Raw genomic sequence first — 22,852 nt, forward strand, 5'->3', positions numbered from 1 at the left:
ACGGGTGCTATCAGGGCGAATCCTCACCCGTCGCCGTCCTCGTCGACGATCACGACCTCCGAGCCGTCCATCTCGACGTTAATCAGCGTCTTCGGCTCGTAGCCCGTTCCGTCGAGTTCGTTTTCCCCGCCGACTTTCTTGATCACCGCGACGGTGTCGACCAGTTCCGCGCCGATGTCCTCCAGGGCGGTCAACAGCGCCTTCAGCGTCCCGCCGGTCGAGAGCACGTCGTCGAGGACCACCACGCGGTCGCCCTCGCGGATGTCGTTGATGAACATCTCGCTGTCGGCGTAGCCGGTCGATTTCGCGATCGAGACCTCGTCTTCGAGTCCGTACGACCGCTTTCGGACGACGACCAGCGGAATGTCGGTCATCAGCGAGACGGCAGTCGAGATGTGGATGCCCATCGCCTCGGGCGCGACGATTTTGTCGACCTTGTCCAGGTCGGCCTTCCGGATGATGCCGATTACGATTTCGCGGAGCAACTCCGGCCGGAGCATCGGAACGCCATCGCTGATCGGGTGAACGAAGTAGTGATACCCCTCTTTCTCGACGACCGGAGCCGACTTGAGCGACTCTCTGAGCCTGTCCATACGTACGCTACTCACAGCGATACGAAAACGTTGCTGTCTCTGTCGCTCGTCTCTCCCATCGTAGTTTCTTCACTGTCGACCGAAGCGTTGCGGTTCTTATCTAGCCTCAGCAGGGGCTCGGAATTGAGCTACAAACAGAAGACGGGGGTGCTTAGGTATCGAGAATGGAGTTGCCGACGTTACTGATCTGGGACGTTGTAATTCGACAGGGTTGCCGAATCACCTTCGCTCTCCCAGATGATGCTGATTCGCTCGTCACGGGAAATCTGTGTGTCTGCGGTAAGTGAAGCAGTATCCCTTCCGACAACCTTGGCGCTGTCACCAGCTGATATCTCCTCCCCGAGGTCATTGTAACTATCGTTGAGGTTCTCAAAGCCAATCGAGCTACTGACTCCTGGTCCCCCCAGTGAGAGTGTACTCGTCTCAATCGCCGGACCCGACGTGTGAGTGATGGTCACATTTCTGCTTCCGGAGCTGTTGTCGTACTCGAAGTCGAAGTTCGCGTTCGGTGCCGTGTCGCTGACCTGCTCGCCCAGTCCGAGGACGAACGTCGCGATGACAGCCGCCAGGATGACCGTGATCGCGACCATCAGGATCACGCCGATCACCGGGCTGACCGCGTCGTCGTCCGTTAGGAGTTGTTTTATTCTCATGGTTGAATTGACATGTACGCAGCGTGATTATCTGCGCTTGCCCCAATTTTCTCCCGTGCAACAATAAAAGTGATGCGGCCACATTTCAACCGATGAGAACCAATAACGCGTCCTTTAGAGGGTTGCTACTCCTGTAGTTCGCGCCCGAGTCGGTCGGCGACCGCCGCACCGAGGCCGGTTTTCGAGCCCTCGAACCACTCGATATCGTCGTCGACCAGGGCCGCCCGAGTCTCAGCACTGCCCATCACGTCGGCTGCGTTGCCGACGACGAAGGCAAGATCAGCGCGGTCGCGGATCTGCCGGGCCTGCTCGACGACGTTCTCGTCCTCGTCGTCGGTTTCGGCCTTGAATCCGACAATCGGCAACTCCGGGCGCTCCTCGCGGACGCTATCGATGAGTTTGGGCGTGGGCGTGAGGTCGAGGCTCAGATCGGCCTGCCCGGAGCGGATCTTCTGGTCCGTCGTTTCGACCGTGTAATCCGAGATTGCCGCCGCCGACACCAGGGCGTCGGCCGTCTCGGCGTGACCGAGAACGGCGTCGAGCATCTCCGCCGCGCTCTCGACCTGTTCGACGGTCGCCCACGGCAGGTCCTCGCCGTCGTGGACGAGCACGACGTCCGCTCCGCGGGCGTAACACGCGCGGGCGACCGCGCGCCCGGTCTTGCCCGAAGCGCGGTTCGACAGCGTCCGAATCGGATCGATGGATTCCGTCGTCGCGCCGCTGGTGACGATCACTGTCCGGTCCGCCAGCGTCTGTTCGGTCGTCGCCCGCGCCACCTCGGTGACGATGGCCGACTCGGTCGCGATCTTCGCCTTCCCCTCCTCGATCCGCGGGTCGACGAAGTCGACACCCCACGATTCCAGCGTATCCAGCGCGTCCAGCACACCCGGGTGGTCGTACATCGGTTCGTGCATCGCCGGCACGACGAGGATGGGGGTCCCCGCGCCGAAGGCTGTCGTCGCGCAGGTCGTCACCGGCGTGTCGTCGACGGCGTGGGCCATCTTCCCGACGGTGTTGGCCGTGGCGGGAGCGATCACCAGCACGTCCGCCCAGCCGTCGTTGCCGCAGAGGTCGACGTGTTCGACTCGTCCCGTGATCTCGGTCACGACATCGTTTTCCGTGGCGTATTCGAGCGACCAGGGGTGGATGATCCCCTCGGCGGCGGGGGTCATCACCGCCCGGACCGTCGCGCCCTGTCGACGCAGTTCGTGGGCCAGTTCGACGGTTTTGACGGCCGCAATCGACCCCGAGACGCCGAGGGCCACCCGGACACCGGAGAGCATACCCACACTCGGGAGCCGCTGTACATAAGTCTCTGCGGTTTTCCGGAGAGTATAATCCGCTCGACGCCCAACGTCGAGACATGAAGGTGCGTGACTGGGAGGACATTCTGAGTGACGTCGTCGAAAGCGACGCGGAGCCGAGCGGCTGGCGCGCCATCGGCGGCGACCGCCGCAACGGCATCGGCGAGGATCTGTACATCGGCCATCCAGCCGTCGGTGCCTACCAGCTCAAAACCTACGCGAAAAACTCCTTCCAGGTCGAGGGTGTCGGCGCACAGATCGCCCGCTCGCTGGACGACGAACTGGAACCGCTCTTTCCCGACGAGGAGAGCAGCGGGCTGTTCGGCGTCCAGCAACCCTTCGAGGACGAGGAGGCCGCCAAGGAACGAGCCAAGGAACTCGAAACTGTCGTCGAGACACACGCCGACGCACCGACGACGCCGCAGGCTCTGTTCGAGGACATCATGGGCGCGCTCGATAGCCCCGCCTACGGGCCGATGGAGTTCGACCAGACCGACCGCCCGGACTCGATGGACGATCTGACCGATACCTTCGAGGAGGCCGAGGAGTTGCTCGACAAGGAGTTCGAGGACGTGATTGATGAGGGCGTCGAGCGTGGGTTCCACTGATGGAACGGCCCGACCCAGACACAGAACGGGACCGCACGCTCTCGCGGCTCCGGATCGGCTTCGTCGTGCTGATCGGGATCTCCGCGGGCCTGATCGCAAGCTACGCACAGGGCTCGCCGGCACAGATCCTGATCGCGGTCGGCGGCGGGACCGCGGTCGGCATCGGTCTCGTCTGGCTCGCTTTTCCCGAAGCCAGCAAGGAGTCTCCCGAGCAGATGGTCCGGCGGCGCTGACCGCCCACGCCCGGACGGTCTAACTACGTTCGGCCGACCGATTCGAGGTGACACTTTATCGACTGAATCCAGTTAGACCGGATCGACCAACTCCTCACCGTCGACCATGTGCTCGGCAACGGCGTCGAGATCCAGCGTCACGCCGAGTCCCGGCCGCTCCGGGACGGTGATCGATCCGTCTTCGATGACCGACTCCTCGACCAGATCCGCCCACCAGTCGAGTTCGTAGCTGTGATACTCCACGGCCAGCGCGTTCGGAACCGCAGCGCCGACGTGGGCGCTTGCGACCGTCCCGACGGGCGAGGAGACGTTGTGCATCGCGACCGGAACGTAGTACTGATTCGCCAGGTCGGCAATCTTCCGCGTCTCGCGCATCCCCCCGACCTTCGGCACGTCTGGGGCGAGGATGTCGACGGCTTCTGACTCGATCAGCCGTCGGTGCTCGCTCAGCCGATAGCGGTTCTCGCCGGCCGCAATCGGCGTCGTCGTCGACCGGGTGACCGTCTCCTGTACGTCGAGGTTCTCCGGCGGAACGGGATCTTCGAGCCACCAGACGTCGTACTCCTCCACGGCGCCGGCGAGGCGTTCGGCGGAGTTTCCGGCAAACGACCAGTGGCAGTCGAAGGCGACGTCGGCCCGGTCTCTCACCTGCTCGGTCACCCGCTCGACAATCTCTGTTTTGTGTCGGATCTCCCCGGGGCGGAGATGCCGGTTCGCTCTGTCTTTCTCCTGACCAGAGGACACGTCGAGATCGAATTTCAGGGCGTCGTAGCCCAACTCCTCGACGACACGCTCGGCCTCCACGGCACAGGCGTCGGGGTCGGCCTCGGCTTCGGTGTGACAGTCACAGTAGGCCCGCACCTCGTCGCGGTACTTCCCCCCAAGTAGCTGGTAGGCCGGCACGTCGAGCAGTTTTCCAGCCAGGTCGTGCAACGCGATTTCGATGCCCGAAATCGCCGTGACCGTCACGCCCTCGATAGAGCCCTCGCCGGACATCTTCTGGATCAGATGCTCGTACAGCCGGTCGATATCGAGGGGGTTCTCCCCGAGTACGAACGGTTTCATCCGCTCGATTAACTCGGGTACGCCCGCCCCCCAGTACGCCTCGCCGGTTCCCGCGACGCCGGCGTCGGTGTAGACCCGGACGAGTGTCCACGGGAAGTTCCCGTCGACCATCGTCGTCTGTACGTCCGTGATCTCGATATCTCGCGGCCCGCGATCCGCCGTTACACCCATCGTCTCCGCGGAGAGGTCCCGCATCGTATACTCCGCGTTCGGATCGCGAAGCTCCGTGTATTCGGTCATACCTTCCTTTCACCCGCCACCACCATAGCCTTCTTGCCGGACGGGACCCCGTTAGAGCAGGCCGAGATCCCGAAGGTCCGCTTCGAGTTCCCTCCGCTCGCCATCGCCCATCGTTCGCAACGGCTCGCGCAGGCCGCCGACATCGAACGGGAGGTCGCGCAACTGGAGGGCTGTCTTGACACCGGCCATGTACGGGCCGCGTTTCAGGGCGTTTCGGACCCCGAACACTTCCGACTGGAGTTCGCCGGCCCGCTCTTCCTCGCCGGCGTCGTAGGCCGCGTAGAGGTCGACGACGAGTTCGGGGAAGACGTTCGCGACGGCGCTGACCAGCCCCGCACAGCCGAGGTCGAGACCCGCGTGCAACAGCGAATCCGAGCCGGCCATGTAGGTCAGTTCGGGGCGGCGGTCGATAGCTTCGGCAAGCCAGGGCACGTCCTTCGAGGAGTCTTTCAACCCGGCGACGCCGTCGATTGCGGCGATCCGTTCGACGGCCGACAGCGAGAGTTCGTTGCCGGTCTTGCTCGGGATGTGATAGACGTACACCGGCACGTCGACCGCCCCCGCGAGCCGTCGGTAGTGTTCGACTGCGCCGTCTTCGTCGACCGGGTAGTAGTACGGCGTCACCGCGACGACGCCGTCGGCCCCGACGGACTCGGCGTGTCTGGCGTGTGCGACGGTCGTCCGGGTGGCGGGTGCCCCGACGCCGGCGATCACGGGTACGTCGACACTCTCCGCGACGGCCTCGACCACCCGCCGGCGCTCGTCGTCGCTCAACAGCGCGAACTCGCCGTTCGTCCCGAGTGGGAACACCGCCGCCGCGCCCGCCTCTGTGACGAACTCGGCGTGAGCGACGGTCGCCTCGGGGTCGACCGCCCCCGACTCGTCGAACGCAGTGACAGTCGGCGGCACGACGCCGGCGATTCCAAGCGGATCCTGTCTGCCCGGCGCGGGTGCGTGTTCGGTCATACGATCGGTTTCAGCCGCCGAACGCAAAGTGGTACCGACCGTCCAGTACATACTTCCACGCAGCCTTCGTATAGCGTGTCATGTACGCGATCGGCGTGAAGCGGGACACCTCGGGACCGCAACTGCTGGAGATTCCGCGCCCAGAGCCGGCCCCGGGTGAGGCGCTGGTCCGGACGCTACGGGTGGGTGTGGACGGCACCGACCACGAGGTGCTGGACGGGACACACGGAGGCTTCCCGGCGGAGGAGGAGCATCTGGTGCTCGGCCACGAGGCCGTCGGCGTCGTCGAGGAGCCCAACGACACCGAGTTCAACCGCGGCGACGTGGTCGTCCCGACGGTCCGGCGCCCCCCCGCCGGTGGCAACGAGTACTTCGAGCGCGGGGAGGCGGACATGGCCCCGCCGGAGGCGACGCTGGAGCGGGGCATCGACGGTGCCCATGGCTTCATGAGCGAGTATTTCACCAGCCCCGCGGAGTATCTCATCGACGTGCCCGACCGCCTGGCCGAGTACGGCTTTCTGACCGAGCCGGTCAGTATCTCCGAGAAGGCGCTCGAACTCGCCCGACAGTCACGGGCGGGCTTTTCGTGGGTGCCCGAGACCGCGCTCGTTCTCGGCAACGGCTCGCTCGGACTACTCACGGTCGCGATGCTGGTCGAGGAGATGGAGACGTACTGTCTCGGTCGGCGCGACCGGTCCGACCCGACCGTCGACGTGCTCGACATGCTCGGTGCGACGTACGTCGACGGTCGGGAGACGCCGGTTTCCGAGATTCCGAACCGTTACGAGGCCCCGGATCTGGTCTACGAGGCGACCGGGTACGCGGAACACGCGCTAACCGGCGTCCAAGCCCTCGCTCCGAACGGCGTCGCGGCGCTGCTCGGCCTCCCGGGTCCCGACGAGCGGTCGGTCGACCTCGGGGCCTACCACAAGGATCTGGTCATGCACAACAAGGCCGTCGTCGGGAGCGTCAACTCTGGCCCACGGCACTTCCGGGCGGCCGCGGAAACCCTCGACGGTCTCGACGCGACGTTTCTGGATGCGCTCGTCACGACCCTCGCGGACTACCGCGAGTTCGAGTCGGCGTTTGCGACCGACGCCTCGACCATCAAAGCCGCCGTCCAGTTCCACGAGTTCTAACCTTTGACGAGCGTTACCGGACAGGGTGCGTCGACCATGAGTTCCTGTGCGGTCGACCCGAAAACGACCTTCCCGCTCGGTGACCGCCTGCTTCCCCCGACGAGAACGAGATCCGCACTCAGGTTCTCGGTCAGGCTGACTACCCCGTGTGTAGCGTCACTCAGACAGCCGTGTATCCGGTAGGAGAGTCCGGCTTCGTTGACGGCTCGTTCGAGCGGTTCGAGCGCACCGCTCTCCTGTGCGACCTGCGTCGGCGTCGGCTCCGGTCGGTCGAGCCCTGCCTCGGCGTCGTCGTAGGCAGTCTCGGAGAAGACCCGAACCAGTTCGACGGTCGCGGCCGCCGGTCCGGCGATGTCGACCGCGGTCGTCGCCAGCGCATCGAGCCGGTCTGTGTCCCCCTCGTCGACGGCCACGAGGACCGTTTCCAGACCCATACAGAGGAGGTCGCGGACGACGCAGTTGAACCTATCGGCCGTCTCAGAGCCGTTTGCTGACGTACGGCCCGTCCTGCCTGTAGCCGAGTTTCTCGCGGTAGTACTCTCGGACGCCGATCCCGCTGAGGACGGCTAGTTTCCCGTAGCCCGCGTTCGCGGCGATGTCCTCGGCTTTCCGGAGCAACTGCTTGCCGTAGCCCTGGTGTTGGTGTTCCTCGACCAGACCGTCCCCGTCGGCGATATCACCGACACCGACCTGGCTGCCGTAGACGTGCAGTTCCCGGACGACCGCCGCGTTGTCGAGTTCCCGCCGCACCGGATCGTTCGGGAACCGGAGCCGACAGAAGCCGACGAGTAGATCCTTCTCGAAGTCCTCGACGCTGATGAAGTACTCCGTCCCGCCGCCGGCCTCGTACTCCAGTACGTCCATCTCGACTGATTCCGGCTGTTCGTCGTTGTGTCCGACCTCTCGACAGCGGATACACTCACACTCCCAGCCGTGCTCGTCCATGCGCTCCCAGGCTAGCTGTCGGAGGTTGGACTTCCAGACGCCGCCCTCGATGAAGTCGGCGGGGATGTCCCGCTGGACGCGCTGGAGTCGCGTGTACCGCGGGATCATGTTCATAATCTCGGCGACGAGTTCGGCGGCTTCCTCGTTCGAGAGCGGCTCGAAGTCGTCGTTGTGCCACCAGTCGTACACCGCCGTCCCCTCGACGACCAGCGTCGGGTAGATCTTCAGGAAGTCGGGTTTGTACTCCGCCCGCTGGAAGATCCGCCGGAAATCCTCCAGACACATCTCCTTGGACATGCCGGGCTGGCCGGGCATCATGTGAAAGCCCACTTTGAACCCGGAGTCCCGGAGCCGGCGGTTCGCGTCGATGGAGTCCTGGACGCCGTGGCCGCGGTGCATCTCCCGGTTGATCCGCTCGTAGGTCGTCTGGACGCCGACCTCCACTTTCGTCCCGCCGAGATCCAGCATCCGGTCGATCTGCTCGGGATCACACCAGTCCGGTTTCGTCTCGAAGGTCGTGGCGACGTTGCGGATCGAGCCGGTCTCGTTCTCCGCGATCACGTCCTCCAGGTACGAAAACTCGTACTCGTCGGGATCCTGTGCGAAACTCTCCGTCTGTGACGGATTCGGCTCCTTCTCCGGGTCGAAGTCGTTCATCGCCTCCAGGGCGCGCTTGACGAACCACTCCTGGTAGTCGTGGCTCCGGGCGGTCATCGTTCCGCCCATCAGAATGAGTTCGACCTTGTCGATGGGGTGGCCGATCTCACGCAGTTGTTCGAGCCGCAGCCAGACCTGCCCGTAGGGGTCGTAGTCGTTTTGCTCCCCGCGCGCGGCCGCGGGCTCGTGGCCGGTGTAGCTCTGTGCGCTGGAAAACTCCGAGTCCGGCCCGCCCGGACAGTACAGACACTTTCCGTGTGGACACCGCTCCGGGGAGGTCATGATCGCGACCGGCGAGACCCCGGAGGCCGTCCGGACGGGTTTGCGCTGGAGGACGGCTTCGAGTTCGTCTCGTTTCTCCGCCGGCGCGAAATCCAGGAGATCGGAGTGTCGGGGGACTTTCGGCGCGGAATACTTTCCACAGACTTCCTTCTTGGCAGATTCGAGATCGTCGCGTTCAATCTCCCCCGCGAGGATCCGGTCGACTAGCTCCGCGCAGACCTGCTCGAACGCTTCCGTCTCCTCGGCGGTCTCCGTACTCATCGGCTAGTACTGGCCGATACGGGCGAATAACCGTTTCGCTTGCCCGTCTTTGCCTCTCTCACCGGCGGAACCGACCGCCACCTTTTACATTCCTGCTTATGAATGGCCGGATGCAATGGGACTACTCGATTCAGTTGGCGCGCTCGCAGCCAGTATCATCGCGGCAATTATCTTCCTCGTATTCGCCATCCTGAGCATGTTCGTCACCGTCTTTATCGTCGACGCTGCAGCGAGCATCGCCGGTCTCAACCCGAGTGATGGCTTTGTCGTTCTCGGTGCGGCGATTATCGCCGGTGCGGCAATCGCGGCCGGCGGATCCGGGCTGGCGCTTACCGACCAGCCGTAACGTCGTTACCGTCCCGCCGTCTCCGAGATCAGACAGTGGCTTTTTACCGTTCGTCTGTGCAATTGTCAGTGATGAATTCTCCGAACGTCGTCTTCGTTCTTCTCGATACGGTCCGCGCCGACAGAGTCTCGGCGCTCGGATACGACCGGAAGACGACACCGAACTTCGACGCTTTCGCGGACGAGGAGACCCTGTACACCGACGCCGTCGCCCAGGCCCCGTGGTCCGTCCCCTCTCACGCCTCGCTGTTCACCGGCACGTACCCCGCGGAACACGGCGCGACGATTGCCAGCCCGGTGCTCACCGGTGAACCGACACTCGCGGAACTGCTCTCCGACGCGGGGTACGACACCTACGCTGTCTCGCCAAACGAGTACGTCCGACCCGCTACCGGGTTCGCACGCGGGTTCGACAGCTACGAGACACTCTCGCTGACGGAGCCGTCGGTCGTCGCGGACCTGCTCGCCCGGCCGGTCAACTGGTTTACGAGCACCGCCTGGGTCCGCCGGCCGGTCGAGTGGGCGTTCAACAGGCTCCAGAGCACCGGAAGCGTGACGACCGACCCGGCCCCTCCCGCGGAGGACGGACTCCTCGACGCCGTTGCCAACCGGATCGAACGCGCCGACGATCCCTTCTTTCTGTTCGTCAACCTCTTCGACGCCCATCTGCCCCGCTCGCCCGCTCCGGAGTTCGCTCGACAGTTCGTCGACGACGACCTCGCCGACGTTCCGATCGTCGAACGCGAACGAACGCACACGCTTGGCGGACACACGATGGACGAGCGCGGACTCAGGAAGTTCCGTCAGTTGTACGACGCCGACGTTAGAACGACCGACGAACGGTTCGGCCGACTCGTCGGGATTCTCCGGCAATCCGGCGTCTTCGAGGACTCTCTGGTGGTCGCCGTCTCCGACCACGGCGAACAGCTCGGGGAGTACGGGCTGGTCGGCCACCAGTTCAGCGTCTTCGACGGGGCCGTTTCGGTCCCGCTCGCGATTCGGTTCCCCGATGGGGGTCCCGACCGCGTGGACGACCAGGTGGAGATTCGCCGCCTCTTTCATACGGTTCTCGACGAGGCCGGCGCCCGCTCCTACCCGGAACAGTCGCTCCGCAGCGGTCCCGGCGACGAACTCGCCCGCGGGGCGTACCACTCGCCGATGCTGGATATCGAGGCGCTTTTGCGCACCGGCACGGTTCGGTACGACCGCGACCTGCTCGGTGAGCCGCTCTCGTTCGTCCGGGACGGCGACACCAAGGTGGTCTCTTTCGACGGGACGGAGTGGCTGTTCGAGACGCCCGAGCGCGGACAGCCGCCGATCACGAAAGCCGACCCTCCGGGGCTATCCGAACGACTCCCGATCACCGACGAACAGGCGACCCTAGAGGTCAGCTCCAACGGCCGCCTCGACTGATTCGAACCCGTCGCGGTCGAGCAACTCGAGCAGACCGCGGTTGATCTTGCGGGCGAGCGAGGGCCCCTCGTAGACTAACCCGGTGTACAACTGGACCACGCGTGCGCCCGCGCGGATCTTCTGGTATGCGTCCTCCGCGGAAGAAATACCACCGACTCCGACCACCGGCACGTCTACACGCTGTGCGACGTATCGAACCATCTCGGTCGACCGGGCTTTGATCGGTTCGCCGGAGAGTCCGCCGCCCTCGACGCGGGCGGGCGAGCGCAGAGACGCCGGCCGGTCGGTCGTCGTGTTCGTCGCGACGACGCCGTCGAGGTCGAACTCCTCGACGATGCTCAAGGCGTCGTCGACCGCCGGTTCGGGCAGGTCCGGCGAGAGTTTCACGAGCAGCGGGGCTGCACCCGCCGTCTGGAGTGTCTCGATGATCGCCGCCATCGAGTCGCGGTTCTGCAGTTCCGCGAATCCCTGTGAGTTCGGACAGGAGATGTTGACCACGAAGAAATCCCCGCCGGAGGCGACCTGTTCGTAGGTCTCCCGGTAGTCCCCTGGCGCGTCTTCGGGGTCTACGTCCTCGCTTTTGGCGATGTTGACACCGACCGGAAAGTCGGTATCGAGGCGGTCGAGACGCTCGCCGATCACCGCCGCTCCGTCGTTGTTCAACCCCATCCGGTTGATGAGGCCGCGGTCCTCGGGGAGTCGGAACATCCGCGGCCGGGGATTACCTGTCTGTGGGCTGGCCGTCACGCCACCGACCTCGACGAACCCGAATCCGAGCGAACCGAGCGCCGGAGCGATTTCCGCGTTCTTATCGAACCCGGCAGCGACCCCGACGGGGTTGGGGAACTGCTGGCCGAACACCGTCGTCTGGAGTCGTTCGCTCTCCACCCTGTACCGGTCTCGGACGACCGATCGCAGAGGTGTCTGCTGGTACATCTCCAGAGACCGATGGACCAGTCCGTGTGCCGTCTCGGGTGGGAGCCGAAAAAAGAGCGGTTTGGCGATGTCGTAGATCATCGAGTCAGAACTCGTGTTCGACGTCCTCGGGGTCGGCTTTCTGGATGATGATCTTGTTGTCTCGCACCCTGACGAACACCTCGTCCCCGATCTCCATCCCGGCTACGGCAAGTTCGTCTTCGTGGAGATTGATGTGCACGTTGTGGTACTCACCGTCCTCGTCTTTCGCGCCACTTGGGCTGAGCTTCTTCTTTCGAACCATCGCGGCTTTCTAGTCCGTGTTCACTGGAGCATCTACTTAAGTTTACCGCGCGCGCCTGTCTCACTCCTGCGCGCGAGTGCCAGGGCCGCCTGCACCCGTCCAGCGACCGGCCGAATCGTCGTCAACCGCTCCTCGTGGCCGCCCGTGTTTATAAAAGAATCCGTAGATGGCGGTTGATTAGGGGGTATATTTATTATCGACCGTGTGCTGGCTTCACATGGAGCGGTGAACTCATGGCACGTGACAACGACAAGCGCAACTTCGCGCTCAGAGAGGAGAACGGCGAAGAAGACAGCGTCTTTTCGGGGGGGACACCGAGACAGGCAGCCCTGAAAGCCGCCCGGCGTCTCGATCCGGCCCCGTCCGAGGAGGAGGCAGAGACCGAAGAGCTCCGGCTTCGGGAAAAAGGCACCCACAAAGTCCACATCTACGAGGGGTGGGCGTGGGAGGAAGAAGCCCCGGACGACAAACCGGACTGGATGCCCGGCGAAATCACCAAGGGGAACGTCGAAAAGCAGGGCGTCGAACACCTCGACGAGATCTGACCTCGACGGTAGCTCTTCCTCACCCGGGGTATCTGACAGTCGGTCAGTGCCACCTGTAGCCGCTGAACCCAAATAGCTCGGCCCCGAGAACAGGGATGCGCGGCTCTCATCCACCTCGACCACACGCACGTGCGCGGGATGAGAGGTCGGCCTCCGGCCGCGCAACAGTTTCTCTGCGCTCGCCGTCACAGCCATAACCTCCGTTTCATTTCGAGGTATGTCACCCCCAATCAGTCGTGAGTTGTTCCCGTGAGATCGCCTGCCGATGAGCGATTCCTTCGACGGCCTTAAGTTGTCCCTGCCCATCGAAACGAATGCAATCGCGGCGCGGGACGACGCCCGCCGAACCGCGACGGCACTCGGTGTTCTCCACCTGGGTGTCGGAAGTACGTGCCACCCGAACCCGGCCCGACGCGGCCGGTTCGATGCCCTTAAGTATAAGTGGGCACTCGGATGGAATGCAAACGCAAAACCACCCGATGTGGATCGGATCAGGCGAGATCCGATCCGATGCCCTTAAGTGTAAACGGGCACTCGGTTGGAATGCACACGCGGTGCGGGAACGCTCCCGTCGAACCGCGGCGACATCCGGATGCGATCCATCTGGATGTCGGCTGCACGCCCATCCGAGTCTGATTGGGTCGGACGAGACCTGATCCGATGCCCTTAAGTGTAAACGGGCGTTCGGATGGTATGCAAGCGCGGTTCGGTCGGGGTCGAACTCCCGACCGCACCGGACCAGAAACTAAGGCCGACTCGAAGGGTTTATGACCCTACGTGGCATACGTTCTGGTCCGAAGGAAATGAGGATTCCACCCCTGCGGTCCGCCGCTAAGATGGGATCTGATGTTAGCCCTGGTAGTTCGGTGACACCCGATCGATAGGATATGGGTGTGCCGAGCTTTTCGATAGCAACACACATCATTGTGTGTTTCCCGCCTTCCCGCCTCCCTTCCGGGAGGCACATTCCGGTTGATCCTGCCGGAGGCCATTGCTATCGGAGTCCGACTTAGCCATGCTAGTCGTACGAGTTCATACTCGTGGCATATAGCTCAGTAACACGTGGCCAAACTACCCTATGGACAGAGATACTCTCGGGAAACTGAGGCTAATCTCTGATACAACTTCCATGCTGGAACTGCAGGAAGTTGGAAATGCTCCGGCGCCATAGGATGTGGCTGCGGCCGATTAGGTAGACGGTGGGGTAACGGCCCACCGTGCCAGTAATCGGTACGGGTGATGAGAGTCAGAGCCCGGAGACGGTATCTGAGACAAGATACCGGGCCCTACGGGGCGCAGCAGGCGCGAAACCTTTACACTGCACGACAGTGCGATAGGGGGACTCCGAGTGCGAGGGCATATAGTCCTCGCTTTTCTGTACCGTAAGGTGGTACAGGAACAAGTGCTGGGCAAGACCGGTGCCAGCCGCCGCGGTAATACCGGCAGCACGAGTGATGGCCGATATTATTGGGCCTAAAGCGTTCGTAGCCGGCCGGACAAGTTCGTTGGGAAATCCACGCGCTCAACGCGTGGGCGTCCAGCGAAAACTGTTCGGCTTGGGGCCGGAAGACTCGAGGGGTACGTCCGGGGTAGGAGTGAAATCCCGTAATCCTGGACGGACCGCCGGTGGCGAAAGCGCCTCGAGAGGACGGACCCGACGGTGAGGGACGAAAGCCAGGGTCTCGAACCGGATTAGATACCCGGGTAGTCCTGGCCGTAAACGATGTCCGCTAGGTGTGGCGCAGGCTACGAGCCTGCGCTGTGCCGTAGGGAAGCCGTGAAGCGGACCGCCTGGGAAGTACGTCTGCAAGGATGAAACTTAAAGGAATTGGCGGGGGAGCACTACAACCGGAGGAGCCTGCGGTTTAATTGGACTCAACGCCGGACATCTCACCGGCACCGACAGTGTGCAGTGAAGGTCAGGTTGATGACCTTACTGGAGCCACTGAGAGGAGGTGCATGGCCGCCGTCAGCTCGTACCGTGAGGCGTCCTGTTAAGTCAGGCAACGAGCGAGACCCGCACTTCTAGTTGCCAGCAACACCATTGGTGGTTGGGTACACTAGAAGGACTGCCGCTGCCAAAGCGGAGGAAGGAACGGGCAACGGTAGGTCAGTATGCCCCGAATGTGCCGGGCAACACGCGGGCTACAATGGCCGTGACAATGGGATGCTATCCCGAGAGGGAACGCTAATCCCCTAAACGCGGTCGTAGTTCGGATTGAGGACTGAAACTCGTCCTCATGAAGCTGGATTCGGTAGTAGTCGCGTGTCACTAGCGCGCGGCGAATACGTCCCTGCTCCTTGCACACACCGCCCGTCAAAGCACCCGAGTGAGGTCCGGATGAGGCCATCATGCGATGGTCGAATCTGGGCTTCGCAAGGGGGCTTAAGTCGTAACAAGGTAGCCGTAGGGGAATCTGCGGCTGGATCACCTCCTACTGACCGGGACCGAGGCGTAGTCCTCGGCCCACCACGTGGACCCTCTGTGGTCCAAGGAGGCATTCGGCACACGCACCCGATCGATCGGGCACCGAAGAACTACCAGGGCTAACGAACGGCGGACGGGCCCATAGCTCAGCGGCAGAGCGCCGCCTTTGCAAGGCGGAGGCCCTGGGTTCAAATCCCAGTGGGTCCATGTCCCGTACCCGAACGAAGTCGTGTCCCTTAAGTGGGACAGGGCACTCAATCCGGGTACGGAAAACCGATGCACCATCCCGGGCAACCGCGGATGGGAAGGGTCGATGCACGCCCCCCGCACAGGGGTGTGTATATGACACCGTGTGTACGTGCGATCCAGGCGTCCACTGGACTCGTTCATCGAGTCACTACAGTGGCTGCTATGCCGCCTGGTGAATGGCTCGGCTCGGAAGCCGACGAAGGACGTGCCAAGCTGCGAAAAGCCTGAGGGAGCCGCACGGAGGCTAAGAACTCAGGGTTTCCGAATGGGAATCCCCACCGCAATTGCTTCGCGCAATGGGGAACGCCGGGAACTGAAACATCTCAGTACCGGCAGGAAGAGAAAACGCAATGTGATGTCGTTAGTAACTGCGGGTGAACGCGACACAGCTCAAACTGAAGGTCTCACGACCGATGTGGTGTATGGGCTGACGATCATCACTCGAACACCGTCACGAAGTCCCCTGGAACGGGGCGCGAAACAGGGTGACAGCCCCGTACTGACGGCAAGTACAGTGTGAGTTAGTTCCGGAGTAGCAAGGGTTGGAAATCCCTTGTGAATATGGCAGGCATCGACTGCTAAAGCTAAACACTCTCCGAGACCGATAGCGAACAAGTAGCGTGAGCGAACGCTGCAAAGTACCCTCCAACGGGAGGTGAAATAGGGCCTGAAATCAGGTGGCGATGGAGCGACAGGGCATACAAGGTCCTGTGAAAAACGACACAGCCGCGAGGCTGCAGTAGGAATCACAGGAAGCCGATGTTCTGTCGTACGTTTTGAAAAACGGACCAGGGAGTGTGCTTGTTTGGCGAGCCTAACCCGATTATCGGGGAAGGCACAGGGAAACCAACATGGCCGCAGGGCTTTGCCCCAGGGCCGCCGTGTTCAAGTGCGGGGAGTCAAACGGGCACGACCCGAATCCGGACGATCTATGCGTGGGTAAGGTGAAGCATGGCGAAAGTCATGTGGAGGCCTGTTAGAGTTGGTGTCCTACAATACCCTCTCGTAACCTACGTATAGGGGTGAAAGGCCCATCGAGTCCGGCAACAGCTGGTTCCGACCGAAACATGTCGAAGCATGACCTCCGCCGAGGTAGTCTGTGAGGTAGAGTGACTGATTGCCGTGTCCGCCCTCGAGAGAGGTCGGCGCGGCTGTCAAACTCCGAACTCACGGACGCTTTTGACGCGGGGAGTCCGGTGCGCGGGGTAAGCCTGTGTACCATAAGGGAGACAACCCAGCGCCGGGTTAAGGTCCCAAAGTGTGGATTAAGTGCGATCGAAGGTTGTCTCGAGCCCTAAACAGCCGGGAGGTGAGCTTAGAAGCAGCTACCCTCTAAGAAAAGCGTAACAGCTTACCGGCCGAGGTTCGAGGCGCCCAAAATGATCGGGGCTCAAATCCACCACCGATACCTGGCCACACCCGTCACAGGGTGGTTGCGTAGGTCGGCGCTCCGCGTGGGTGGAAGTACGGGCGAGAGCTCGTATGGACCGCGTGGTGACGCAAATCCTGGTTGTAGTAGCAGCGAAAGTCGGGTTAGAATCCTGACGGCCGAAAGGGCAAGGGTTCCTCAGCACTGTTCGTCAACTGAGGGTTAGCCGGTCCTAAGTGGCATCGTAACTCGCGTGTCACAAAAGGGAAACTGGTTAATATTCCAGTGCCACAGTGCAGTGAAAGCCGACGCTCTGGGGTCGACCGAACCGGGCCATCGCCCGGTCGAACTGTCCAAATCCGTGGAAGCCGTAATGGCACGAAGCGGACGAACGGCAGGATAGCGAAAGTCGGTTCAACCTAGAGCCCGTGAAAAGGCGAGCACTGTGTCCGTACCGAGATCCGACACAGGTGCCCATGGCGGCGAAAGCCAAGGCCTGTCGGGAACAACCGACGTTAGGGAATTCGGCAAGTTAGTCCCGTACCTTCGGAAGAAGGGATGCCTGCTCGGGAAACGAGCAGGTCTCAGTGACTCGGACGCTCCGACTGTCTAATAACAACATAGGTGACCGCAAATCCGCAAGGACTCGTACGGTCACTGAATCCTGCCCAGTGCGGGTATCTGAACACCTAGTACAATAGGACGAAGGACCCGTCAACGGCGGGGGTAACTATGACCCTCTTAAGGTAGCGTAGTACCTTGCCGCTTCAGTAGCGGCTTGCATGAATGGATTAACGAGAGCGTCACTGTCCCAACGTTGGGCCCGGTGAACCATACGTTCCAGTGCGGAGTCTGGAGACCCCCAAGGGGAAGCGAAGACCCTATGGAGCTTTACTGCAGGCTGTCGCTGAGACGTGGTCGCTGATGTGCAGTGTAGGTAGGAGCCGTTACCGAGGCCCATGCGCTAGCATGGCGCCCAGGCACCCATGAAACACTACCCGTCAGTGACTGCGACTCTCACTCCGGGAGGAGGACACCGGTAGCCGGGCAGTTTGACTGGGGCGGTACGCGCTTGAAAAGATATCGAGCGCGCCCCAAGGCCACCTCAGGCGAGTCGGAAACTCGCCGGAGAGCGCAAGAGCAAAAGGTGGCTTGACAGTGTTCTTCCCAACGAGGAACGCTGACGCGAAAGCGTGGTCTAGCGAACTGATGCGCCCGCTTGATGCGGGCCATGAATGACAGAAAAGCTACCCTAGGGATAACAGAGTCGTCACTCGCAAGAGCACATATCGACCGAGTGGCTTGCTACCTCGATGTCGGTTCCCTCCATCCTGCCCGTGCAGAAGCGGGCAAGGGTGAGGTTGTTCGCCTATTAAAGGAGGTCGTGAGCTGGGTTTAGACCGTCGTGAGACAGGTCGGCTGCTATCTATTGGGGGTGTTTGGTGCCTGACGGGAACGACCGTATAGTACGAGAGGAACTACGGTTGGTGGCCACTGGTGTACCAGTCATTCGAGAGAGTGTTGCTGGGAAGCTACGCCACACGGGGTAACGGCTGAACGCATCTAAGCCGGAAACCCACCTGGAAAAGAGGCACCGCTGAGATCACTCGTCTAAGACGAGATCGATAGACTCGGGGTGTACGCGTCGAGGCAACGAGACGTTCAGCCCACGAGTACTAACAGATCGAAGCCACCATTCATACCGCGCATGACTCGTTGAACGAGTCCAGGCGCTATCTGGATCGCACGTACAGACGGATTGCACGACCGCTCGGCCATACCGGCTACTGGAAAGGTGCGGTTCGACACCGCAAGTCGGCGTTAAGGCGGCCATAGCGGCGGGGTTACACCCGTACCCATCCCGAACACGGAAGTTAAGCCCGCCAGCGTTCCGGTGAGTACTGGAGTACGAGAGTCTCTGGGAAACTCGGTTCGCCGCCTCCACTCATACTTCGGTTCCACATTCTGGAACCACCTCACAACCCTCGACCAGTAACAACGCTGGTCGGGGGTCTTTTGCGTATGTACGGTAGCTTTTTAGTAGCACATACCCTCTGTACGCACAGTTGACTACGAGAATGGCAGACGCCGGAGGGATCCTCGCGTTCGATACGCTGACCGATCGCCCGGGAATTGAGATTATCGACCGGCTCGAACAGCTCCGGTACCAGTTACAGACACCGACAGAGGTCACCCCCGAGCCGGTGCCTTCCGACTCGTTTTTCTTCCCGGTCGGGATGGGCGTCAGTATCGAGACCGATGCAGTTACGCTCCCGAATCCGGCGAGTGTTATCGTCCGCGATCCGGATGGGGATATGGTTGCAGAGATTGAGCACCTCGACAGCCAGCGGCTGCCCGAAGGGTCGTACATTCTCGATCTGAGCACCCAAATCAAGACCTACATGGAGGTGACGGGTCCGGTAGAGATCACTGCGGAGATCATGTCGATTCAGTTCGAGTTCACCGAGCAGACGACCGTCAATATCGGGTTCCGATCCCGTCACACCCGGCCGGCAGCGACGATCGAAACGACCGGGAAGCCGCGTGACCTGATGCGAGCGGTCAGTGCGTTTGGGTCGGCACTCAAATCGACGAGTCCGGAACGATCCTTTCCGACACTCCGTGGGCATCCCCCGCGACTCGAACTCGGGCACACGCTGGAGGTTCCTTCGCAACTCAACCCGCCGGAGACCGGGATCGAAATCGCAATTCCGCCTGAACGCCAGTATGTGTACCCGGTCGTCTCGCTGGCGTACTACTTGGGTGCGCGTGTAGTTCCGGCGGGACAGCCACAGATTCGGACTGACGAGGGGTTCGTCTGGCGTCTCGACCCTACAGCGTTCGAGTCGCAGGCCGAGCGGATACTGAAACAGGTCTTCCTGTTGGACTGTCTTGTCCGAACCGAAGGATTCTATAACGTCTCACTGCACGAGCGGCAATCACTCGAGAGTGAACTAGATCTCGACTGGGAGGCGCTGTACCACCAGTCGATCGGGCGACGGTTAGAGTCGTATCTGGAGGTGCCGTTTGACCCGATCTCGGAGTTTGTTCCGACCTGGCCTCTCGTCGCCCACGCTGCACCGAGTCCCGAAACCGCGGAGCAGTTACCGTTCGTCGTCGACGACCTCGCCATCGTCCGGACGACAGACAACCCGACGACGGTGGAGCCGACAATCGGCACTGGTCAAACGACCGAGTCCGCACGCTCGAATGCTCTGCGGCGGTCGAGCGCGGTGCCGTCGACGTATCGATCACACGACACCGAAGACGCTCCGACCGACCAACCGTACATACAGTTCGAGCCGACCGACTCGCTCGAACAGGGGTGGATCGGGGATGGGGTTCCAATCGGAGCCAACAAACTGCTAGTCGAGGCCTTCGAGAACCGACTGGATCGTGAAGCGGGGACCGGTGACATCTCGATCACGATCGTTCTGAACGATACCCGGATGGACCAAGAGCGGGACCTCGTCGATGCTGCCTACGGCGACAGATCCGATCTGCCATTCGACGTATCCGTCCACCGGGACCTCTCTGTCGAGCAACTCCGGACGACTCTCCGGGAGGAGTGTGATTTCCTCCATTACATCGGTCATGCGGAGCAGGATGGGTTCGAGTGTCCCGACGGAAAACTCGACGCGGGGACGCTCGACCGAACAGGCGTCGATGCGTTTCTTCTCAACGCCTGCAGCTCCTATCACCAGGGGATCAAACTGATCGAGGCGGGGGCAATCGGCGGGATCGTGACGCTGGCGGATATCATCAGCAACGAGGCCGTCTCCATCGGTGAACTGATCGCGAAGCTTCTGAACACCGGCTTCCCGCTGGGGGCGGCGCTTTCGATCGCCAGCGAAGAGAGCATTCTCGGAGGGCAGTACACCGTCGTCGGAGATGGTGGCTTAACGGTGACGCAGCCGTCGAGTCGGACACCGAATCTCGTCCAAATTCAGTCTGATAATCAGGCTTACGCTATCGATATTTCTCTCTTCCCTGCTGATTCCTCTGGCTTCGGCACAATATATGCACCGTTGATTGAGTCTCTCGATAGCCTGTATTTTCTTGCCTCTGGGAATACCGGAGAAATTCAGGTATCAAAACAGGAACTATGTGAATTCCTCGATCTGGAGGATGTTCCTGTTCGAATCGATGGTGAATTTACTTGGAGCTCAACGGTATCTGCCGAGGATTTATAATGCGATATGAGGTCGTAAAACTATATACCGCTAATTGATTTCCCGTTACCTGCAACAGCAGGCCCGACCTGGGCCATCAGCATGGTCATTCCGAACAGTGCAGCCAGCAGTCGTGGGTGTTCCTTGAGGAACTCCGCCGCGGTTGAGTCTGACATGATACACTGCTGATTTTGCTCGATTGTGTATTAAATTTATCTTATAATTCGATATAGTTTTTAGTTTTATTGAAGCGGTATATTCGCGATATTTATACGTAATCATTCTGACTGCTCGAAGCCCTGACCGAAATTCCCGAAACAACGTCTGTACGGGCAGATTCTCGGCCCCTCCGGAGCCAGCGATTTTGTACAGGTCTCGTGGCGGGGGAATAATTATAATTTTGGGCCTATATTGTCCCAGTACGTCGCTATGAGCGGGAGTATACCACGTCGTCGCGTCGCGATCCGGTCTAGTTGTATCACAGGTGGTTACAGATGAACCAGAAGAACGACTCAGCAGCATCGAGTACGCTGTCCCGGTCGACGCTGCGCGGGTGTCGTCGCGTGACCCGCGAGCAACCACCACTGCTTCGCAACAGCACGTCAAACCCCTTCGAGGAGAAAAACTTCGACGTCCCGATTCCGGTCTCCGCAACGGAGGAACCGACAGACGTACAAATTCTCCACGTTGACGACGACCCGCAGGTCCTCGAATTGACCCGCGAGTTTCTCGAACGAACCGACGACCAGTTCTCCGTGATCGGTGAGACGTCCGCTGTCGAGGGACTCAACAGACTCCAGGAAGAGGAGGTCGATTGTATCATCAGCGACTACGATATGCCCAACACGGACGGCCTCGAATTTCTCGCTATCGTCCGCGAGCAGTATCCGGATCTTCCCTTTATTCTCTACACGGCGAAAGGCAGCGAGGAAGTGGCCAGCGAGGCAATCTCCGCAGGCGTGACCGAGTACATGCAGAAGGAGGCGAGTACCGAGCAGTACGAAATCCTGGCCAACCGAGTTCGGAACGCCGTCGAGCGCTACCGATCCCAACAGCAGTTCTGGAACGCGCTCTCGTGGTATCACCGACTCGTTGAGCAGGACATTGCCGGCGTATTCATCCTTCAGGACGGGGAGTTCGTCTACGTCAACGAGCAACTGGCGAACATCCTGGGGTACATGCGTTCGGAACTGCTCGGCGAACCCCCGCACAGTATCGCGAGCACGCCGTCGGACGAGGAGGTTCTCTCGGATCTGATGGATGCCGTCGACGACCGGAACTACACGTTCAACCGCACGTTCACCGGAGAGCGTGCCGACGGCACCGAAGTCCCGGTCGAGGTCCACGGCGGCTCGATCCACTACGGCGGAGAACCGGCCTGTGTCGGAATTCTCTGGCGGACGGCTGACTCCTGAGACCGCCCGCGTCGAGACAGCGCCATCCCTCCAGGTCACTCGTCGATGGGGGCAACTCTCTCGACTCGCTCCGTCCCGGGTGCAGTGTCGAGTGCCGATTCGACCGTCTCGGCCGCCGACACAGCTCTCATCTCGACCGTTAGTTCGAGTCCGACCGCTGTCGCCGCAAGTGCCGGTTCGAGACCGCACACGCCGTCGATACTGACCGTGTTGATGCGGTCCACCGATTCGAGCCGTCTGGTCGCGTCGCTGGCGAGGTCTGCCCCGCCGTCGCGCGGGACACGAACCGTGACTCGGGCTGTCCATCGCCTCGCAGTCGTGCCCGACATCGCCGTGTCGGGGTGGTTCTGTGCTGTCATCCGCGAGACGCGAGGAGCGAGTCGAACGCTCAGTACTCGGTCCACACCGCTCGCGCCGTTATCGCCGATACTGCTCGGGAACTGCGCTGTCTCGCCTCTGGACTCGTTCAGTCGTCACCGTGCTCTGGAAGACTCTGTGCTGAGTTATTTCCATCATGAGGGCCAGCGCCGGAGACGAACCGGATGCACGCGTCGCTGGCCGGGATCCTCTCTGAAGGCACACGCAGTACTCCCGAGAAACTGCGCGATCCGATCAGAACACGCCCGCATTCACCACCCCGGACGGGGAGTCCGTCCGGGTGACGGTTATTCGGGCATCAGGCCGGCCGATAGCCGGCATCGAGACCGTTTGCCCCGATGACCAGACATCCCGGGAGAAGTGCGAACCCACC

General features: G+C 61.7%; 19 protein-coding genes, 1 tRNA gene and 3 rRNA genes. 12 read left to right on the forward strand and 11 right to left on the reverse strand.

Translation table 11 applies throughout. From position 1 onward, the window contains the following. Positions 1–23: 23 nt before the first annotated feature. From hpt to coaBC, 3 genes are all read right to left on the reverse strand, one after another. On the reverse strand, positions 24–593 hold the full coding sequence (gene hpt, locus GRX03_RS09835; RefSeq protein ID WP_159764026.1) for a hypoxanthine/guanine phosphoribosyltransferase: 570 nt from the start codon (positions 591–593) through the stop codon (positions 24–26). 179 nt (positions 594–772) lie between these two features. Beyond that, complete coding sequence (locus tag GRX03_RS09840) at positions 773–1,246, reverse strand: type IV pilin (protein WP_159764027.1); 474 nt, start codon at positions 1,244–1,246, stop codon at positions 773–775. A gap of 125 nt (positions 1,247–1,371) precedes the next feature. Further along, positions 1,372–2,529, reverse strand: coding sequence for a bifunctional phosphopantothenoylcysteine decarboxylase/phosphopantothenate--cysteine ligase CoaBC (coaBC, locus tag GRX03_RS09845; protein ID WP_159764028.1), 1,158 nt, complete (start codon positions 2,527–2,529; stop codon positions 1,372–1,374). Between the two features lie 80 nt (positions 2,530–2,609). Between coaBC and GRX03_RS09850 the strand changes: the two genes are divergently transcribed. Continuing rightward, complete coding sequence (locus tag GRX03_RS09850) at positions 2,610–3,158, forward strand: hypothetical protein (RefSeq protein ID WP_159764029.1); 549 nt, start codon at positions 2,610–2,612, stop codon at positions 3,156–3,158. Continuing rightward, on the forward strand, positions 3,158–3,391 hold the full coding sequence (locus GRX03_RS09855; protein WP_159764030.1) for a hypothetical protein: 234 nt from the start codon (positions 3,158–3,160) through the stop codon (positions 3,389–3,391). The genes GRX03_RS09850 and GRX03_RS09855 overlap by 1 nt, the downstream gene beginning before the upstream one ends. 72 nt (positions 3,392–3,463) lie before the next feature. On the opposite strand, the gene GRX03_RS09860 is transcribed toward GRX03_RS09855, so the two are convergent. Together GRX03_RS09860 and GRX03_RS09865 are read right to left on the reverse strand one after the other, a co-directional pair. Further along, positions 3,464–4,696, reverse strand: coding sequence for a mandelate racemase/muconate lactonizing enzyme family protein (locus GRX03_RS09860; protein WP_159764031.1), 1,233 nt, complete (start codon positions 4,694–4,696; stop codon positions 3,464–3,466). 51 nt (positions 4,697–4,747) lie between these two features. Further along, positions 4,748–5,662: a dihydrodipicolinate synthase family protein gene (locus GRX03_RS09865; RefSeq protein ID WP_159764032.1), complete on the reverse strand. Its 915-nt coding sequence runs from the start codon at positions 5,660–5,662 to the stop codon at positions 4,748–4,750. An 80-nt stretch (positions 5,663–5,742) separates the two neighbouring features. Here GRX03_RS09865 and GRX03_RS09870 point away from each other — a divergent pair, with 80 nt between their 5' ends. Next, complete coding sequence (locus GRX03_RS09870; RefSeq protein WP_159764033.1) at positions 5,743–6,801, forward strand: glucose 1-dehydrogenase; 1,059 nt, start codon at positions 5,743–5,745, stop codon at positions 6,799–6,801. Here the strand turns inward: GRX03_RS09870 and GRX03_RS09875 are convergent. Continuing rightward, entirely contained in the window at positions 6,798–7,235 is a 438-nt protein-coding gene (locus GRX03_RS09875; RefSeq protein ID WP_159764034.1) for a universal stress protein, read from the reverse strand. The two genes, GRX03_RS09870 and GRX03_RS09875, sit on opposite strands and share 4 nt — an antisense overlap. A gap of 43 nt (positions 7,236–7,278) precedes the next feature. Then, positions 7,279–8,946: a tRNA uridine(34) 5-carboxymethylaminomethyl modification radical SAM/GNAT enzyme Elp3 gene (locus GRX03_RS09880; protein WP_159764035.1), complete on the reverse strand. Its 1,668-nt coding sequence runs from the start codon at positions 8,944–8,946 to the stop codon at positions 7,279–7,281. Between the two features lie 115 nt (positions 8,947–9,061). Here GRX03_RS09880 and GRX03_RS09885 point away from each other — a divergent pair, with 115 nt between their 5' ends. Further along, positions 9,062–9,292, forward strand: a complete 231-nt coding sequence (locus tag GRX03_RS09885) for a hypothetical protein (protein WP_159764036.1) — start codon at positions 9,062–9,064, stop codon at positions 9,290–9,292. Positions 9,293–9,363: 71 nt separating this feature from the next. After that, positions 9,364–10,704, forward strand: a complete 1,341-nt coding sequence (locus GRX03_RS09890; protein ID WP_159764037.1) for a sulfatase — start codon at positions 9,364–9,366, stop codon at positions 10,702–10,704. Here the strand turns inward: GRX03_RS09890 and GRX03_RS09895 are convergent. Both GRX03_RS09895 and GRX03_RS09900 read right to left on the reverse strand, forming a co-directional pair. Continuing rightward, entirely contained in the window at positions 10,672–11,721 is a 1,050-nt protein-coding gene (locus tag GRX03_RS09895; RefSeq protein WP_159764038.1) for a quinone-dependent dihydroorotate dehydrogenase, read from the reverse strand. The genes GRX03_RS09890 and GRX03_RS09895 overlap by 33 nt on opposite strands. A 4-nt stretch (positions 11,722–11,725) precedes the next feature. Further along, complete coding sequence (locus GRX03_RS09900; RefSeq protein WP_049995293.1) at positions 11,726–11,923, reverse strand: hypothetical protein; 198 nt, start codon at positions 11,921–11,923, stop codon at positions 11,726–11,728. 233 nt (positions 11,924–12,156) lie between these two features. Here GRX03_RS09900 and GRX03_RS09905 point away from each other — a divergent pair, with 233 nt between their 5' ends. From GRX03_RS09905 to GRX03_RS09930, 6 genes are all read left to right on the forward strand, one after another. Then, positions 12,157–12,468 carry a non-histone chromosomal MC1 family protein gene (locus GRX03_RS09905; protein WP_159764039.1) on the forward strand — a complete coding sequence of 104 codons (312 nt, stop codon included), beginning with the start codon at positions 12,157–12,159 and terminating at the stop codon, positions 12,466–12,468. 965 nt (positions 12,469–13,433) lie between these two features. Beyond that, a 16S ribosomal RNA gene (locus GRX03_RS09910) occupies positions 13,434–14,905 on the forward strand. Between the two features lie 126 nt (positions 14,906–15,031). Next, positions 15,032–15,103, forward strand: a tRNA-Ala gene (locus tag GRX03_RS09915). Between the two features lie 190 nt (positions 15,104–15,293). After that, positions 15,294–18,213, forward strand: a 23S ribosomal RNA gene (locus GRX03_RS09920). Positions 18,214–18,336: 123 nt separating this feature from the next. Next, positions 18,337–18,458, forward strand: a 5S ribosomal RNA gene (gene rrf / locus GRX03_RS09925). The 16S, 23S and 5S rRNA genes sit together here with 1 tRNA gene alongside, the layout of an rRNA operon. A gap of 134 nt (positions 18,459–18,592) precedes the next feature. After that, entirely contained in the window at positions 18,593–20,707 is a 2,115-nt protein-coding gene (locus tag GRX03_RS09930; protein ID WP_159764040.1) for a hypothetical protein, read from the forward strand. 20 nt (positions 20,708–20,727) lie between these two features. Here GRX03_RS09930 and GRX03_RS17135 read toward each other — a convergent pair whose 3' ends face one another. Next, positions 20,728–20,862, reverse strand: coding sequence for a DUF7503 family protein (locus tag GRX03_RS17135; protein WP_449271935.1), 135 nt, complete (start codon positions 20,860–20,862; stop codon positions 20,728–20,730). 318 nt (positions 20,863–21,180) lie between these two features. Between GRX03_RS17135 and GRX03_RS09935 the strand changes: the two genes are divergently transcribed. After that, a complete protein-coding gene (locus tag GRX03_RS09935) occupies positions 21,181–22,101 on the forward strand; it encodes a response regulator (protein WP_159764041.1) in 921 nt (306 codons plus the stop codon). 35 nt (positions 22,102–22,136) lie between these two features. On the opposite strand, the gene GRX03_RS09940 is transcribed toward GRX03_RS09935, so the two are convergent. Beyond that, positions 22,137–22,460, reverse strand: coding sequence for a hypothetical protein (locus GRX03_RS09940; RefSeq protein ID WP_159764042.1), 324 nt, complete (start codon positions 22,458–22,460; stop codon positions 22,137–22,139). Between the last annotated feature and the right edge of the window lie 392 nt (positions 22,461–22,852).

This window comes from Halovenus carboxidivorans, assembly GCF_009831575.1.
In the GTDB taxonomy this organism is placed as follows: Archaea; Halobacteriota; Halobacteria; order Halobacteriales; family Haloarculaceae; genus Halovenus; species Halovenus carboxidivorans.